Source organism: Enterococcus sp. SMC-9 (genome assembly GCF_021011285.1).
GTDB lineage: Bacteria > Bacillota > Bacilli > Lactobacillales > Enterococcaceae > Enterococcus_C > Enterococcus_C montenegrensis.
On sequence record NZ_JAILYE010000006.1, the window covers coordinates 237,403 to 253,985 of the forward strand.

11 protein-coding genes are annotated in these 16,583 nt (G+C 35.7%); 4 read left to right on the forward strand and 7 right to left on the reverse strand.

The window, feature by feature from the left end; translation table 11 throughout:
• The first annotated feature begins 45 nt into the window (after positions 1-45).
• On the forward strand, positions 46-1,167 hold the full coding sequence (wecB, locus tag K4422_RS11120) for a non-hydrolyzing UDP-N-acetylglucosamine 2-epimerase (protein ID WP_230711147.1): 1,122 nt from the start codon (positions 46-48) through the stop codon (positions 1,165-1,167).
• 110 nt (positions 1,168-1,277) lie between these two features.
• Here the strand turns inward: wecB and K4422_RS11125 are convergent, their stop codons facing one another.
• Positions 1,278-3,566: a glycosyltransferase gene (locus K4422_RS11125; RefSeq protein ID WP_230711148.1), complete on the reverse strand. Its 2,289-nt coding sequence runs from the start codon at positions 3,564-3,566 to the stop codon at positions 1,278-1,280.
• Between the two features lie 209 nt (positions 3,567-3,775).
• On the opposite strand from K4422_RS11125, the gene K4422_RS11130 reads away from it, so the two are divergent.
• Positions 3,776-7,114, forward strand: coding sequence for a CDP-glycerol glycerophosphotransferase family protein (locus K4422_RS11130; RefSeq protein WP_230711149.1), 3,339 nt, complete (start codon positions 3,776-3,778; stop codon positions 7,112-7,114).
• Positions 7,115-7,300: 186 nt separating this feature from the next.
• Here the strand turns inward: K4422_RS11130 and K4422_RS11135 are convergent, their stop codons facing one another.
• From K4422_RS11135 to K4422_RS11150, 4 genes are all read right to left on the reverse strand, one after another.
• Complete coding sequence (locus tag K4422_RS11135; protein WP_230711150.1) at positions 7,301-7,867, reverse strand: hypothetical protein; 567 nt, start codon at positions 7,865-7,867, stop codon at positions 7,301-7,303.
• Positions 7,868-7,873: 6 nt separating this feature from the next.
• The gene (locus K4422_RS11140; protein WP_230711151.1) at positions 7,874-8,416 is read right to left on the reverse strand and encodes a hypothetical protein; all 543 of its coding nucleotides are present in this window, start codon (positions 8,414-8,416) and stop codon (positions 7,874-7,876) included.
• Positions 8,359-8,880: an SWIM zinc finger family protein gene (locus tag K4422_RS11145; protein ID WP_230711152.1), complete on the reverse strand. Its 522-nt coding sequence runs from the start codon at positions 8,878-8,880 to the stop codon at positions 8,359-8,361. Before K4422_RS11145 ends, K4422_RS11140 begins: the two co-directional genes overlap by 58 nt.
• 130 nt (positions 8,881-9,010) lie before the next feature.
• The gene (locus K4422_RS11150) at positions 9,011-12,064 is read right to left on the reverse strand and encodes a type I restriction endonuclease subunit R (RefSeq protein ID WP_230711153.1); all 3,054 of its coding nucleotides are present in this window, start codon (positions 12,062-12,064) and stop codon (positions 9,011-9,013) included.
• Between the two features lie 99 nt (positions 12,065-12,163).
• On the opposite strand from K4422_RS11150, the gene K4422_RS11155 reads away from it, so the two are divergent.
• Entirely contained in the window at positions 12,164-12,691 is a 528-nt protein-coding gene (locus K4422_RS11155) for a restriction endonuclease subunit S (RefSeq protein ID WP_329957734.1), read from the forward strand.
• 20 nt (positions 12,692-12,711) lie between these two features.
• Positions 12,712-13,632 carry a site-specific integrase gene (locus K4422_RS11160; RefSeq protein ID WP_230711154.1) on the forward strand — a complete coding sequence of 307 codons (921 nt, stop codon included), beginning with the start codon at positions 12,712-12,714 and terminating at the stop codon, positions 13,630-13,632.
• Positions 13,633-13,656: 24 nt separating this feature from the next.
• On the opposite strand, the gene K4422_RS11165 is transcribed toward K4422_RS11160, so the two are convergent.
• Together K4422_RS11165 and K4422_RS11170 are read right to left on the reverse strand one after the other, a co-directional pair.
• Positions 13,657-14,892 carry a restriction endonuclease subunit S gene (locus tag K4422_RS11165; protein WP_230711155.1) on the reverse strand — a complete coding sequence of 412 codons (1,236 nt, stop codon included), beginning with the start codon at positions 14,890-14,892 and terminating at the stop codon, positions 13,657-13,659.
• A complete protein-coding gene (locus tag K4422_RS11170; RefSeq protein WP_230711156.1) occupies positions 14,885-16,507 on the reverse strand; it encodes a type I restriction-modification system subunit M in 1,623 nt (540 codons plus the stop codon). The genes K4422_RS11165 and K4422_RS11170 overlap by 8 nt, the downstream gene beginning before the upstream one ends.
• Positions 16,508-16,583 lie beyond the last annotated feature (76 nt).

Consider the following 16,583-nt stretch of genomic DNA (forward strand, 5'->3'; position numbering starts at 1 on the left):
AATCTCGTATTTTTAAACTTCAATATGTAGACAAGGAGTATGTAAATGGACAAGCTTAAAATCATGAGCGTGTTTGGGACACGACCAGAAGCTATCAAAATGGCACCACTTATTAAGGAGTTGCAGAGTCAGACTTGGTGTGATCCTAAAGTTGTTGTCACAGGGCAACATCGTGAAATGCTAGATCAAGTACTAGATATTTTTGATATTGATCCTGATTATGATTTAAATATCATGAGTCAAGGGCAAACTATTTTTGATATTACTTCTCGCGTACTTAATGGATTTGGTGATATTTTAAAAAAAGAAAATCCTGATATGGTTTTAGTTCACGGTGATACAACCACAACATTTGCCGCAGCAATGGCAGCCTTTTACTGCCAGATACCTATTGGACATGTAGAAGCCGGCTTACGTACATGGAATAAGTATTCTCCTTTCCCTGAAGAAATGAATCGACAAATGACAGACGACCTCTCAGATCTTTACTTTGCTCCTACTTCACAGAGTAAAGAAAATTTACTAAGAGAAAATAAAGCCGATGATGCCATTTACGTGACTGGTAATACTGCTATCGACGCAATGAAATTTACTATTTCAGAAAACTATCAGAACCCTATTCTTTCAAGCAATGGTTCAAGTGTTCGCCGTCTTTTAGTAACTATGCATAGAAGAGAAAATTTAGGTACACCAATGGAAAATGTATTTACCGCAATAAAAGAAATCGCACATGATTTTGAAGATGTCGAAATTATATTCCCTATGCATAAAAACCCTGCTGTACGTGACCTTGCAAAAAAAGTATTGGGAAATAACACGAGAATACACTTGGTTGAGCCTTTCGACGTCGTTGATTTTCAAAACATTCTGTCTCGTTGTCATATCGTATTAACTGACTCTGGCGGTATTCAAGAGGAGGCTCCTTCTCTAGGTGTACCCGTTTTAGTATTACGCGATACCACCGAACGACCTGAAGGCATTCAGGCGGGGACAGTTAAATTAATTGGAACAAACAGAAAATTAGTTTATGATGCAGTTTCTACCTTGCTTACAGATAGTTCTGAATATGACCGAATGGCTCATGCTGAAAATCCTTATGGAGACGGTAAAGCTAGTAAAAAAATCGTTTCAGTAATTGCCGAATACTTTGAAAAACATATCCACTAAAAAATTAATGTAACAAAGAAAAAAATAGATAGCAGAATGTTGCTTCTCTAGGTTGTTTATAAAAAAGTTCTGTCAATAGTCAAGGTTGACTGTGACAGAACTTTTTATAATTAAAACAGCATTTCCCAGACCTCAAGTGATTTTTCAGTCATTTTATCAAAATTAAAAGTTATCATTGGCACTTCTCCAGCCAAAAATTTTTCTAAACCCAGTAAAATACCCATCGTACTATTTTCGACGATTAACGCTACACCATTTTGATCGCCTAAAGCCTCTACCGTTTCTGGAACGGCGGTCATGATTACTGGCGTATTCACAGCCAGTGCTTCAAAAACCACCATACCGAATCCCTCGTAACGACTACTGAAAACAAAGGCATCTGCAGCCTTTACCAAATTATAAGGTGCATCCAATTGAGAGAACAAATAGATATCCTCTTTTCGACTTGATATTGCGATCTGATTAAGAATCGTCTCCTTTTCAGGACCATAACTTCCCACGATTACAAGGCGCGTATTTTCATCAGGAGACAGCTGGTTAAACGCCGCAATAAGCCGGTCAATTCCCTTTTGTTTTGAAAAGCGTCCAATATTAATGAATACTTTGACATCAGGCGAAGAAAAATCATCTCTTAACTTTACAGGTATTGATTCGTCAAATGGCTTTTGTGCCAATATCTTGATCCGCTCTGGATTCAATAGAACATTCATTGTTGTTATATTTGCACTAGGAACTTCTTTTTTTATCTTTTTAGCAATCGTATTAGAGACGCAAACAACATGATTCGCTTTTCCATATGCTTCATATATAATTTCTTTTTTCAAGTGTTTATTAATCTGAAATTCTTTTTCCATATCCGTATGAACAAATATCATTGTGTTAATCCCAAGCGACTGCAACGCCCAAGTCCAAACTGCATAAGATCGGTCGTAACCAGGATAGTGAATAAAGGTATGAACATTTACGTTCGGATAAATACGATCAAAATCTCTTTGATACATTTTTGCTACTAACTTTTTATTTGTTGGAAATTCAGCCATATAAGCAAACGTGTGACACATTTCAGAAAATGTTGCCTGAGTTTTACCAGACTCAATAAAAGTGAAGACATCGTTAGGAAGCCCTTTGATTACAGCTTCACGATTGTCGTCAATTAAACCCTCTGGCCATGTGATGATATAATTTCGTTTAGTCAAATCAACTTTAGCAAGCAAATTTAATAAAGAATTTGTTATACCATTATTATCAAATTTATAGGCATAAATTAAAACGTTCTCTTTACCGTTCCAATTAAAAAAACGCTTGATTCTTTTCGTTTCCTTATTATTAAATAAGAAATCGGCAATTTCTTGTGTACCTTTTTTGGAATCAGACGGGTTAAATTCACTATTAATGTGATTAAATGTCGTAACTGTTTGTTCTAGTAACGATTGTGCCAATTCAGAAATTGTTTTCGCTTGCTTAAACGGTAATTCATTTACTGAAAAATACATTCCCCGTTCTGCCTCATACTCATCTTGATCATACGTGAATAAAATAACATCCCGTTTTGTAACCGCAAAGTCAAACATTATTGACGAATAATCGGTTACTAGCTTTTCTGCTGTCGCCAAAAAAGTATATAGTTCAATATCTTTTGGAAAAGGCTTAATATGATTTAAGTTAAGCTCTTCAATATTTAATTGATCTGCTTCATAAGGATGTAGCTTAACAAAAACTTCTTCTTGTCCTAATGATTTATCTAATTCTTGTAAGTGTGTACGTATTTCATCTGTATCACTACGATTGTCTCGCCACGTTGGCATATAAACAATCCGTCCCTTAACCACATTATTATCTTCAAATAGTAATGAATTTCGTGGTGAGGGGCCTACAACAAATTCATTTTTAACAATTTTTTCAATCCCAAAATCTTTTGCTAACTTTTCTTTAGTAAACTCATTATTAATAAATATCTTATCTGCAGCAGCTAAATTACGCTGTACATTACCATAACCTTGTACTTGTGTTGATTTACCAAGACATTTTAAAGGCGTTCCATGCCAAAAAATATAATACTTTTGTTCTTTACGTTTATGAAAAAAAGACCAAAAAGAAGTGTCATTTATTAAAATTTCTGCGGTTGCCAAATAAAGAAGATATTGTTTACTCATATGTTGAACGCAATTATCTGTGAGTTCTTCAGGAATATTAGCGCCTTTTTTAACAGCTATCACAATTTTATAGTTTGAATTTTTTTTCAAATATGTTGCTAGTGCATATATATGTCCCTCAACGTTACGCCCATGCGAACCTTCAAATAAGATTGTATCTTTTTCAATCGCTCTTTTTCGGTATGCTAAATAACGCAATTCATGAGGCGACATTATTTTATTTTTCAACTTCGTAATTATCGACATAATATTTTCCTATTCTGAATAATTATCCTCTATCTATTTTTAGAACATTTCTAGTCTACCATGATTTGAGAAAGTTTCAATTTATTACTGATTTTCCATACATTTCTTTTACTTTAGAAATAGTGTAAACTATAAGAGGTTTGTGGCTATTTCAATAGCACTCAAAAGTCCTTGAGAATGGATATTCAAGACAATAAGAAAGGGAGATTATGTTGAAAACAAAGATAAAAAAAATTTATTCGCATTTAAACCCCTCAATTAATCATAAAATGCGACTATATTATGCCGAAAATTATGAATCTATGCCCATAGATGAAAATAAAATTGTATATGAGACCAGAGATGGTAAATCAATCGTCGACTCTCCTTATGCAATGTTTTTATATTTGGCTAATCAACCAGTTTATGAAAAATTCCAGCACGTTTGGGTTATTAACAAAGATGAAGATAGTATCAAAAATATTATACCTGAAAACTTACGTCATAAAGTTACCTTTGTTGTTAGAGAGACCATCGCTTATGTTAATGCTTTACTAAGTGCAAAATACTTAATTTCAAATTCAACTTTCGAGTCTTTTTTCAGCAAACGGTCTGGTCAAGTTTACATTAACACATGGCATGGTACACCTTTAAAATACATGGGATTTGACATTCCCTTTTCCATTTCTGCATCTCAAAATGTATTACGTAACTTTTTAATGACAGATTATCTATTATCTCCCAATGCTCATACTAGCGATATTTTTATTAAAGGCTATAAATTAGACGGTATTTACCCAGGAGAAGTTTTAGAGGGTGGTTACCCGCGAATTGATCAAACAATTAACCTGTCACGAGAAACAGCTATTAAGAAAATTAATAGTTACGGTGTAAAAGTAGATTCGACCCTACCAATTATTCTTTATACACCCACTTGGAAAGGTAAGAATGTAAATCAAGCAAATGATGACGTTGAACAAATAATTAATGAAACATTGATTTTAGCCAATAAATTCAAAAAAAAATATCAAGTCTTGGTTAAAGTTCATCCCTTCATTTTTGACGTTGTTAGCGAAGATGATCGAATTAAAGATTACCTAGTTTCCGATTATATAGATGCCAATGAAGCATTAGCTGCAACTGATCTATTGGTTACAGACTACTCCTCTATCTTTTTTGACTATTTGGTAACGGATAAACCAATTTTATTTTATGTTTGGGACAAAGATTTATACGAATATGAACGTGGCATGTATCTGAAAGATGATGAATTACCTGGACCCGCTGCAGAAAATCTCACAGAACTCATTCACTTAATTGAAAACATTGAAGCTAGTACTGCTCCTTATAAAGAAAGATATCTTCAGTTGAAAAAAAGGATGGTTCCTTATGACGATGGTAAAACTACAAAACGTTATATTGACTATATCTTTAAACAGCAGGTATCTGACAAAATTAGAGTACGAAAGGTAGACTCCAATAAAACCAAACTTTTACTTTATCCTGGTGGTATGAAAGACAACGGAATTACAACAAGCTTTCTTAATTTGACAAACAATATTGATTATAGCAAATACGATGTAACGGTTATTGGTAATCCTCCTACTTCTCGAGAAGTAGAAAACAATTACAATCGTATGAATAAAAATGTTCGCCCTCTTTTCCGTTTTGGAATTGATATCTTGACAAAAAAAGAACGACGTATAAATCGAGAATTCATGGCTCGTGGCGTTCCAGATAACAGACGAAATAATTATCCTGAAATTGGCTATCGAAGAGAAACAAATCGTTTAACTGCTAGTTTGAAATTCGATACTGCCATTGATTTTAGCGGTTATAGTTATTTTTGGGGACGTTATATTCTCGGTGCACAAGCTGACAAGTATTGTGCCTTCATGCATAATGACTTGTATGCAGATGCGCATCGTGAAGTGAACGGTAAAATGCCAATGCTAAGAAATCTAACCGCACTCTTTACTCTCTATTATAAATTTAATCGCTTATTAAGCGTCTCTCCTATGACAATGGATGTTAACAAAGAAAAGCTTGCAAGATATATAACAGATAGTCAAATGGGTTATGTTGTTAATACGATTAACATTGAAAAAATACTAGAATCAAAAGAAGATTCTAATCAACTTAGTCTGCCAAGCAGTACGGATATTCAGAATATTGTAGTTGATAGAAGGTTTTTATCTTTTTATCGTGATGGTGAAATAACTGTTTATAAAAATATGTCGGCTATTCAAAATAATACTGCAACAACCTTTACTATCAAAAAAACAGATAAAGTTTCAGAATTTGCGCAATGCACCTTAGACGATCTAACGTACAGTAAAGTTTCAATAAATGGTATGTATGTTGGTTGGATTGAGAGCAATCTACTGGTTGAACGTCCCGTAAATGTAATTAATCATAAGAAGATTCATATAATCGGTACAATTTCTCGTTACCTTTCTTACCGCATTTGGAAGCATCTAAATTTGGATGGCACACCTCGTGAGGCACTTACAAAATTAGAATATTTTAAAGGCCAATACCTTGAAGCAACTGAATTATGGGAAACCGATCAAGGCAATTACTATCGAGTTCGTTATTTAGGAAAAGAACTTGGCTTTATTGCTGTCAGATGCTTGACTCGAACACATACATTGATTTCAGGTTCTCCACTTGCTTTATACTTTAATAATCGCACAAAAAAAATTGATAAAGAAAAAAGAATAGGCTTTTCTGATACCTTAGTGACTACTAAAATTTACGGTCTCGTAAATTCGAGTTCGACAAATAAACTCCTTTATAGTGAGCCACCAAAAACTACTGGTTCAAAAATATTAGAAGAAGTATTGTCAGATTATAAAAACACGCCCCTTTTCATAAATGAAATACAATTTGTCGACGGGCAAGCCTATGCGCGTATTCTTGTCAATGGGCAAGTAATTGGTTATACCGAAACTAATAATATTGACTTAACACCTTGGGAAACTTATCGAGAAAGATTAAACGAATCAATCGCAACAAATCAGTCCTTGGCAAACATAAAAGAAGAGATGGATATAGGTTTTAATTTTGTAACGATGGGCAGACTTTCACCTGAAAAAAACCAGATAAAATTAATAGAAGGATTTGCTAAATTTCATCAAAAACATTCGGATTCTAAATTGTATATATTAGGAAAAGGACCTTTGGAATCACAACTAGCAGATAAAATTTCTGAACTTCAACTGGAAAGCGCCGTCTTTCTAAAAGGGCACATGCAAGATCCATTTGCTTTTGTTGCGCAGGCAAACGTCTTTATTCTACCTTCACTTTATGAAGGGCAACCCATGGTATTGTTAGAAAGCCTAACATTGGGCATGAAAATATTAGCTTCTAATATTCCTGCCAACGTCCAGGTCATCGGGAAAGATGAGACTTATGGCATGTTAACTAACGGTACTGAAACAGAAGATATCTACGAAGGAATGTTACGCATTTTCAACTTTAAGGGTTCTTTCAAGAAATTTGACTATCTTGCCTATAACCAACAAGCAATCAATAACTTTTACCAAGAAGTTGAACCAAATAAATAGCACTAGAGTCTACTGTTCAGGTAATAATTTTTTTAATAAAAGTCCCAAACTGAATCAAATTTTTTATTTTTTGATTTGGTCTGGGACTTTGTCTATATTATGACCTCTTAATTATAAATCTCTACACACGACGCAATTCATCTTTCATGGCACTACGCTGAGGATATTTTTGCAGTAATTCCTCTTTTAAAAGACTGGCTGCCACAATGCCACCAGTAATTTTTTCAATTTCTGTAATTTTTGCGCGATTTGCTGATACTTCGGCCGCATATCGGCTGTTTTTGCCTCTGCTCTAATGACCTCAGTAAAAATTTGAATTAACTCTTTGGGAAACGCTGCTTTAATTTCCTCCGCATGTCGTAAGACTAATTCAAAATTCCCCGTTTGTTTCGTGTGGTCCAATAACAAACGCCAATCTGCTTCCAGTGCGAATAGCTTTTCAATCTCATTTGAATCTGCTAACTTTTGATAAATTTTTTCTTTTACCGCTGGCCATTTTTCAGCCCCAAAATGATTTTTCATTTCAAGGAAAATCGATTCAGAACCTTTGTTGTGAACTAACAGTAATGCCCACAACTCCCCTTCATACTTCGGGATATCCTGCATTTGCAAATACAATATTTTCAATAGTTCGTGCCACTCACTCAACCAGTATGGGTCAGCTTGATCAATTACTAAATTTTCCTGTAATAATTTTTCAACTTCAGACAATTTGCCCTTTTCCCATAAAATATCTGCCTTAAAATTCCGCACGTTAGGTTAATCCCAATATTTTTGATACACTTTTTCACGTTCTTTTTCATTGGCCGCAAATTTCAACTTTATTTCCAACCACAGCACAAAAGTATAGGCAAACTCATCCCCTGCTTCTATCTGTTGCATTTTCTCATCCGCAAATTTGACAATTCTAAGAGCAAATTCCGATTTTTCTTCACCTAAATTGGTCAAAACCGCAATTAAGTCTTCTGTAAAAAAGTCTTCTTTGTTATTTAATCGTTGGGTATCCCAGATAAAAAAAGGCTCTATGTCTTTAGCAGTAGCAATTTCCATGACTTCTTCCCACAATTCAGTGATATAAGTCAGAATTGTCAGCATCACGCCATTAGAATCATCAATATCAATTTCGTGCAGTAATTCATAACTAGCTTGCCCTAATTCAAAAGCCGCCGCAAAATTTCGACTAGCAATCAAATTTTCCCCTTCTGTTGCTAGATAATCAGTCATATCAGCTTCAAACTCACCCGTTACTTCATAATCCATAAAACCATCATAATCAGCATACGTATCAAAAATATCTTGCACTTTCTCGCGGTAAAATTCAAATTGATTCTCACCTGTAGGCCGATTTTTTTACCAAAGCGTTGTAAAAAAGCCGCCTGCAATGCTACATTGTGAGCCATTTCAGCTAATAAAAATGCTCGTAATTCACTACCCTCTACATTACGAATTAAAGACAAAACTTCTTCATAAGAAGCTTGCTGTAAGTATTCTTTTTTATTTGTCGCATAAAAACAAAAGGCCGTCGCCGCTGCGTACTTACAGTGCCGACCAGATTCTGCGTAGGGACAATCACAAGTCATCGCTACTAGACTCTGCTTTGTCTGATCCAAACGAAGATAAACTTCGTAGTAGACTTCCCCCGCAGAACTTTCTACTTCAGCAAAAATCTCACTACCCTTTATTTCAAATGAAATTACTTTATCTTCTTCAAATAATTCTTCACCACAAAATAAAATTTGTGGTTCAAACAACGCTTGCCAGTTCACTGACTGCACCTCTTAGTTTTTCATGGGAACATACTTTGATACGTTGATTATAGTGGAAAAATATGGAGAGGGGAAATGAATATCCCTTCAAAAAAAGAGTGGATTTCTCCACTCTATAAATTGCAACTACTTACCGCTTTTGTAACGGTAAAATTTCTTTTTCCATTAATTCATTAAAATCACTGCGAACTTGCTTGCGATATTTTATCCTTGATAATGTTTGTCCTGAGGTTGATTTGTAGCGTTCAAAGTTTTCAGGACGGACAAGTTCTTTTTCGCCAACTTGATGTTGCTTCTTCGGATTATAGTTTGCCACCAGATAACGTGCATCACTTTCGTCAACCTGCCATTTTTTAGAAAAATTTTTGACCATCTGATATTGTTTGTCTTGGATCATGGTCTCCAAAATATTGGAAATATTTTGATCCCGATAGTTTTCCGGGTTCAAAATGACATCTTGCCACAACTTACGGATCAGACTTGCAAGTTTTTCGTTGTTTTTTGCTAAATCATCAATATAGCGATTTACTTCTGCTGTCGCCTTTTGATCTTCTTTTGCCACTAGTTCATATTCGTCATCGCCACTAGGTACGAAAGCTTGAATCAGCAGCAAGATATACTCATAATTGATTTCTTCAGTTTTGACAGTTGCTAATTCGTAGAAAATATCGATATCAACTACCTCGGGACCATCACCTCCACGTAATTCTTCAATCGCATTCACATATTTACCGTTATACTCTTCAATTTCTCTTACTTGAATGGGAAACTCTGTGCCGATTTGTTCTGGCTCAAAGTCAGTGTAAACTTGAATTGCTGCATAAGTCCGATCAAATTTCTGATACGCCTTTACAAATTTCTTCAACTCAGCAGCATTCAAATTATCCACTTGGATGGCACTAGGCTGATTGGCAACTTCACGTAAATTTTCTAAGGCTTTTAAGAAATTATCTTTCGCCTCTTCCCAATCAGGCGCTAATACATAATTTTCACCACCATTGGAATATAAAACCAAGGCTTCTTTTACTTTTTGTTCAAAAGTCTTCGGTGTTTGGAACGTTACAATTTGACCGTACTTTTTATTTTTATCAAAGAGACGGTTCGTTCTTGAAAAGGCTTGAATCAACTCATGGGGTTGCATTGGCGGCCGATCAATAAATAAGGTCGATAAACAGGGGGCATCAAACCCTGTTAAAAGCCGATCTACCACAATGACTAAATCAATTTGTTCTGACCGCGCTAAGTAGGCTTCTTTTTTTCGTGCCAGTCGATTATTAACCTCACGATTGTAGGCTCGCATTGTTTCAATCGTAAAATCTGTATTAAATTCTTTGTTGTAGTCCTTTAGAGCAGCCTTCATTTTCTCTTGATTTGTAATTGAAGCTTCCTCATTTTCTGAAATTGAATAGGTAATCGCCACTTTCGGAAAGTCTGGCAAAGTACGCATCGTCGCTCCATCGATTGTAATACTTGTTTCTCCACGTTTCACTAGCTGGAAAAGTTCATAATACCGTTGTGCCTGAGAAATAGACGAGGTGGTCAAAATTGCATTATAGGTCTTGCCTGAACCATTACGAAAACCCAATTTGTTTCGTGACTTGTTCAAAATCGAGTCAATTACCGCTAACATGTGTTCTTCATTTGAATAAACCGATTTCGGTAGTTTTGCTTCTTTTTCTTCCAGCTCTAACGCATCCACATCTAACTTATTTTCACCAGCTAATTGGATAAGCGTTCGATCCAATTCTTCTTCAGAAAAAGTCGACTTATATTCCACCTGAAAGCCTAAAACTGCACGATCATGAATGGCCTCTTTAACTGTATATTCATGAAGTCGTTCCCCATAAAGTTGCTGCGTTGTACGAGGGAGATTTCCTTGTTCTTTCTTTGCATTCTCTTTAAAAATCGGTGTGCCAGTAAAACCATACCAAAGAGATTGAACAAAAAATTCGCTAATTTCTTTTTTCTTACTTGGACTTACTGCACGATGGCATTCATCTACTACAAAAGCTACCTTCAACTGCGTCATCTGCTCGTAACGTTTTGTCCCTTCCTTACCAGAAAAACGTTTCATCACATGATTTAGCTTTTGAATAGTTGTTACCAAAACATTGCGCTCATCTGAGAGTAACTTTTTAATTAAGTCCTTCACATTATCTGTGCCATCAATTTCAATCGTGTCATTTTCAGCGTATGATGTAAATGAAGAGGTCGTCTGTTGATCCAAATCGACGCGGTCAATAATAAATATGGTTTTCTTCAAAGATGGAATTTGTAATAAATTCCGCGCTACTTTATAAGAAGTCAATGTTTTACCAGAACCGGTTGTATGCCAAACATAGCCAGATTTATGTTGCTTAGAAGCAACTTTGACTGCTTCAATTGCATGAATCTGATAAGGCCGAAGTAAAATCAACGCTTTTTTCTCACTGTCAATTACCGTATACTGCGTCACCATCTTGTGAGCCATTGGAATTGCTAACACTTCTTCAGCGAACTCCAAATAATCATTGACTGGATTGTTATCTTTATCCACCCACTTAGTTAGAAACTGTTCATTTAACTTTGTATCTTGTGCACTCGCAATATAGCGTGTATCTGTCCCGTTGGAAATCACAAACATCTGCACAGAAGAAAAAATCCCTGTAAATTTTCCTTCCCGAACATATTTCTTTATTTGACGAAAAGCGTCCATATATGGATGGCGCCGATTTTTTAATTCAATATGGATCATTGGCAGTCCGTTAATCAATAACGTAACATCAAAACGTCGATTAAGATCTTCCATTTTCCGCTTCTCTGACTTAAATTGATTAATAACCTCATAAGAAGAAATTCCCCCTGCCACATCTTGGCGATTAATCACTCGCAAACGAATTGTCCCAAGCGCCGCGTCTTCTCGTTGCACTTGAACCTTTGCCACGCCATTTTCACCAGCCAACCAACGTGCTGCCTCGTAAAAATTGGGGAAACTCAACTGATTTTGAATCTGACGAAATTCTTGCGTCGTCAATGGCACGCCTTTTAGAACATCTTGATTATTAATTTCCAACTTTTGCCGCAAATTCGCCCACAATTCTGCTTCTGTATGTAAATCGTCCCGATAAACCCATTGTGATTCACCTGTGATTAATTTTTGAATCAATGTATCTTCTAATATCTGCTCTCCAGTAAACTTTGTCATTATTTCCACCCACTTTATATACTCAAAAAAATTATACCACATAAAAAAAGCGGTATCATTTTTAGCGTTATTTTTTAATGTTGGATAGAAATTAAGCTAATGAATGATTGGGAACAGCGTAAGTTGGGGGAAGTAACAGATTCATATTCTGGAGGAACACCCTTGGCAAATAATCGAGCATACTATGGAGGAAACATTCCATTCATTCGTTCAGCAGAAATTAATAGTAGTCAGACTGAACTATTCTTAACTGATGAGGGATTAAAAGAATCATCTGCAAAAATGGTTGAAATTGGAGATATTCTTTATGCCTTATATGGGGCAACAAGTGGAGAGGTTGGTATTTCGCAGATAAAAGGAGCTATCAATCAGGCAATTCTTGCAATACAACCAAATGAAAGTTACAATTCTCGTTTTATTATGCAATGGTTGCGACTACAAAAACAAAGTATTATCGATAAATATCTTCAAGGTGGTCAAGGAAATCTATCGGGTTCGATTGTTAAAAATTTGGAAATTTACTTTCCCAGTTATGATGAACAACAAAAAATAGGAATCTTCTTCAAACAACTCGACGACACTATCACCCTTCATCAGCGAATTGGAAAATTTGATTTATATACATAAATTTTAAGGAGGCGTTTGTTATGTTCAAAGAATCGACTGTTTTGTTTCACGAATACTATGCAGAATGGATTGATTTGTACAAAGTTGGTGCAGTGAGAGACGTTACTTTGGCAAAATATCGTATGTCTTACCAATGGTTGAAAAAGATTTCACCACATTTGAAACTCTCAGAACTAGATCGGAAAAATTATCAAAAAATCATGAATCAATATGCTTTGTCTCATGAAAAACAAACAACGATGGATTTCCACCATCAATTAAAGGGCGCTATTATCGACGCTTTAGATGATCAATTATTGCCAAGTGATCCCACAAGAAAAGTTGTTATCAAAGGAAAAATTCCTCGAGAAAAGAAAATGAAATATATTAGCCAATTTGATTTACAAAAACTACTTGATACCTTAACTCTTCCTGACTATATCAATGAAGATTGGCTAATTCTATTAATTGCCAAGACCGGCTTGCGCTTTTCTGAGGCATTAGCATTAACGCCGGCAGACTTTGATTTTGCTTACCAAACGATTTCCGTCACAAAGACGTGGAACTATAAAAGCCAAAATGGTGGATTTCAAGATACTAAAAATTTTTCTTCTAAGCGGAAAATTCCTGTCGATTGGAAAACAATGATGCAGTTTGCTCAACTTATTACGCAACTGCCTTCAGATAAGCCAATTTTTGTTGACAACCGTATTTATAATTCAACGATTAATAATCGTTTAAAAAAATATTGTTGCTGTGCAAATATCCCTGTAATTTCAATTCATGGTCTACGTCATACACATGCTTCTCTTTTGCTTTTTGCGGGAGTTTCAATTGCCAGCGTTGCTAGAAGACTTGGCCACTCCAACATGACAACAACGCAACAGACTTATCTGCATATCATCCAAGAACTTGAAAATCAAGACAACGATAAAATCATGCGCTATCTAGCTGGCATATAAAATAGAAGGTGCAAAGTGCACCTTCTATACAAACATTTTTTGTAATAATCCTTTTTTCATTTCTTTCAAATAATCAAGTTTACGCTGATGAAGGGTGATGGTGTTGTCTAACGTCTTGAAAAAGTTAGCTAGTTGTTCTTGCTCGTTTTGATTCGCAGGTACTACGAGTTCTGTTTCAAAAAAGTCTGATGCCGCAATATTAAGTAAGCCATGGTTTCTTGCCCCCTCAGCTGCATGCTTGGAGACCTCTTTATACCACCGATTCGTATCATAATATGAAGCTAAAAAATCTGAATTTATATCAACAGGCTTAAAGCAAATATATAAGGTCGATAACACACCCATATCATATTTATCTAAGCGTTTAATTGCCCCCCACGGATAGCCGTTGGAGTAACTTTTATTATATGCAAATTCACCTTTTTCTAAAAGATAATACCCACTGACATCCTTACTAGCAATTTGTTTGTTAAAAAAGGTATTTTGATCAACCAGTCCAAACTGCGCTGAGATAGTTAGAGGACGGGTTGATTCTAAGTTTGTGTTCTTCCTTGTTACCCTAGTAACTATGTCCCCCAACTTACGCTGTTCCCAATCGTCAGCAAATCCTTCAAATCTTATTTCAGGAACTTTTTCATTGTTTTTCGGAAACATTTTTTGTAAGTAAGCTTTTTTAGTTTTTTTCAAATTTTCTAATTGTTGCTGATGAAGGGTGATGGTGTTGTCTAACGTCTTGAAAAAGTTAGCTAGTTGTTCTTGCTCGTTTTGATTCGCAGGTACTACGAGTTCTGTTTCAAAAAAGTCTGATGCCGCAATATTAAGTAAGCCATGGTTTCTTGCCCCCTCAGCTGCATGCTTGGAGACCTCTTTATACCACCGATTCGTATCATAATATGAAGCTAAAAAATCTGAATTTATATCAACAGGCTTAAAGCAAATATATAAGGTCGATAACACACCCATATCATATTTATCTAAGCGTTTAATTGCCCCCCACGGATAGCCGTTGGAGTAACTTTTATTATATGCAAATTCACCTTTTTCTAAAAGATAATACCCACTGACATCCTTACTAGCAATTTGTTTGTTAAAAAAGGTATTTTGATCAACCAGTCCAAACTGCGCTGAGATAGTTAGAGGACGGGTTGATTCTAAGTTTGTGTTCTTCCTTGTTACCCTAGTAACTATGTCCCCCAACTTACGCTGTTCCCAATCATTTTCAAATCCTTTAAAACGAATTGCTGGTTTGTTTTCAGGCATGGTTTTCACCGCCTTGTGTCGTTGATACCTTTAAAAATTGGAGAAACTGTGCTAGGTCAGCTTGTAGCGCAGGTTCATCTGTTGTTAACTGCTGTACCATTTTTGCTAGTTCTCTGTTAGCATCTTCAATTTGTGTTTGAACTGTTTGCATTTCTTTTGTTACTTCTCCCAAGTCAATTGGTGCTTCTTCTTCAAAAGTATCCACGTATCTTGGAATATTTAGATTATATTCGTTTTCAACAATTTCAGAAAACGCAGCGACGTGAGCATATTTGTCCACATCTTCTCGTTTTTGAAAAGTTTCAAGAATCCGATTAATGTGTTCGGGTTCTAATACATTTTGATTTTTACCCTTTGTGAATTCTTTTGAAGCATCAATAAATAATACATCTTTGGTGGTGCGATTTTTCTTCAAGATGATAACTGTCGTTGGGATACTTGTATTAAAGAAAATATTCGCTGGCAAGCCAATGACCGTATCAATTGCCCCATTGTCTAAAAGAATTTTGCGGATTTTCCCTTCCGCAGCGCCTCGGAACAACACCCCATGAGGTAAAACAATTGCCATAACGCCGGTATCTTTTAAATGATAATAACCATGTAATAAAAAGGCAAAGTCCGCTTTAGATTTTGGCGCCAAAACACCATAGCTAGAAAAACGCGGGTCTTCTAAAAAGCCTGCATCTGCCGACCATTTGGCACTATACGGCGGGTTCATTAGTACTGCGTCAAAGTTCGTTGGCTCTTCTGTCGGCCAGTCACCATCCAAAGTGTCGGCGTTGCGTAAGTGATGATTCCCCACCTCGACACCATGCAAAATCATGTTCATTCGCGCCAAGTTATAAGTTGATGTGTTTAATTCTTGCCCAAAATAATTAATTGTATTCGGTTCATGGGAGAATTTTTTTGCATTTAATAACAGCGAACCTGATCCCATTGTCGGATCATAAACAGTAAAGCCTTTTTGATCTTCTTTTCCCAATAAAACAATTCGCGTCATTAACGTTGAAACAGGTTGCGGCGTGTAAAATTCACCCGCTTTTTTGCCAGAATCAGATGCAAATTGACCAATCAGATATTCATAGGCATCCCCTAAAGCGTCCCCTTCGTGAGCGATATCTAATGTCGCCAATTCCTTCATCACAGCAGAAATTGTTTGATTTTGCTTTTGCGGTGTTGCACCCAGGCGCTTAGAATACAGATCGACATCTTCAAACAAGTTTTCAAATAATTCGCTACTTTGCTCAATATTACGAAACCCCTGCGCCAAATCTTCTAGTTGGAAACGCCCTTTATGAATCGTTGCCACTAACGCCGTAAAGGTTAAGTTGGGCTCTAAAGCATAGGAATAATCGTATTTTAACTCTTCTATTAAATCGTCCTTGGTTTCTGAATCTGCAAAAGCTTCTTCGTAAATTTTTTGTGCCTCGTTTAAATCAGCAACTTCTACTTCTAATAGTTCAGCTGCGGAATATAACATTGTGTCAGATAAATACTTATAGAAAACTAAACCCAATAAATAATTTTTATATTCATTTGCATCCATTTTTGAACGCAAAATATCCGCGCTATTCCATAATGCTTGGTACAGTGTCTTTGAATTTAATTCTGCCATTTCCCAATCTCCTCAATTTTTCTTATAGTATCCAATTGTCTGTAAAACAATTATCTTCACATTTAAATTTACCCTT

Bases quoted from the DNA above. Each gene is read 5' to 3' on its own strand.
- K4422_RS11165 (WP_230711155.1), bottom strand. From the start codon at position 14,892: ATGCCTGAAAACAAACCAGCAATTCGTTTTAAAGGATTTGAAAATGAT.
- wecB (WP_230711147.1), top strand. From the start codon at position 46: ATGGACAAGCTTAAAATCATGAGCGTGTTTGGGACACGACCAGAAGCT.
- K4422_RS11160 (WP_230711154.1), top strand. From the start codon at position 12,712: ATGTTCAAAGAATCGACTGTTTTGTTTCACGAATACTATGCAGAATGG.
- K4422_RS11130 (WP_230711149.1), top strand. From the start codon at position 3,776: ATGTTGAAAACAAAGATAAAAAAAATTTATTCGCATTTAAACCCCTCA.
- K4422_RS11150 (WP_230711153.1), bottom strand. From the start codon at position 12,064: ATGACAAAGTTTACTGGAGAGCAGATATTAGAAGATACATTGATTCAA.
- K4422_RS11170 (WP_230711156.1), bottom strand. From the start codon at position 16,507: ATGGCAGAATTAAATTCAAAGACACTGTACCAAGCATTATGGAATAGC.
- K4422_RS11125 (WP_230711148.1), bottom strand. From the start codon at position 3,566: ATGTCGATAATTACGAAGTTGAAAAATAAAATAATGTCGCCTCATGAA.
- K4422_RS11155 (WP_329957734.1), top strand. From the start codon at position 12,164: ATGAATGATTGGGAACAGCGTAAGTTGGGGGAAGTAACAGATTCATAT.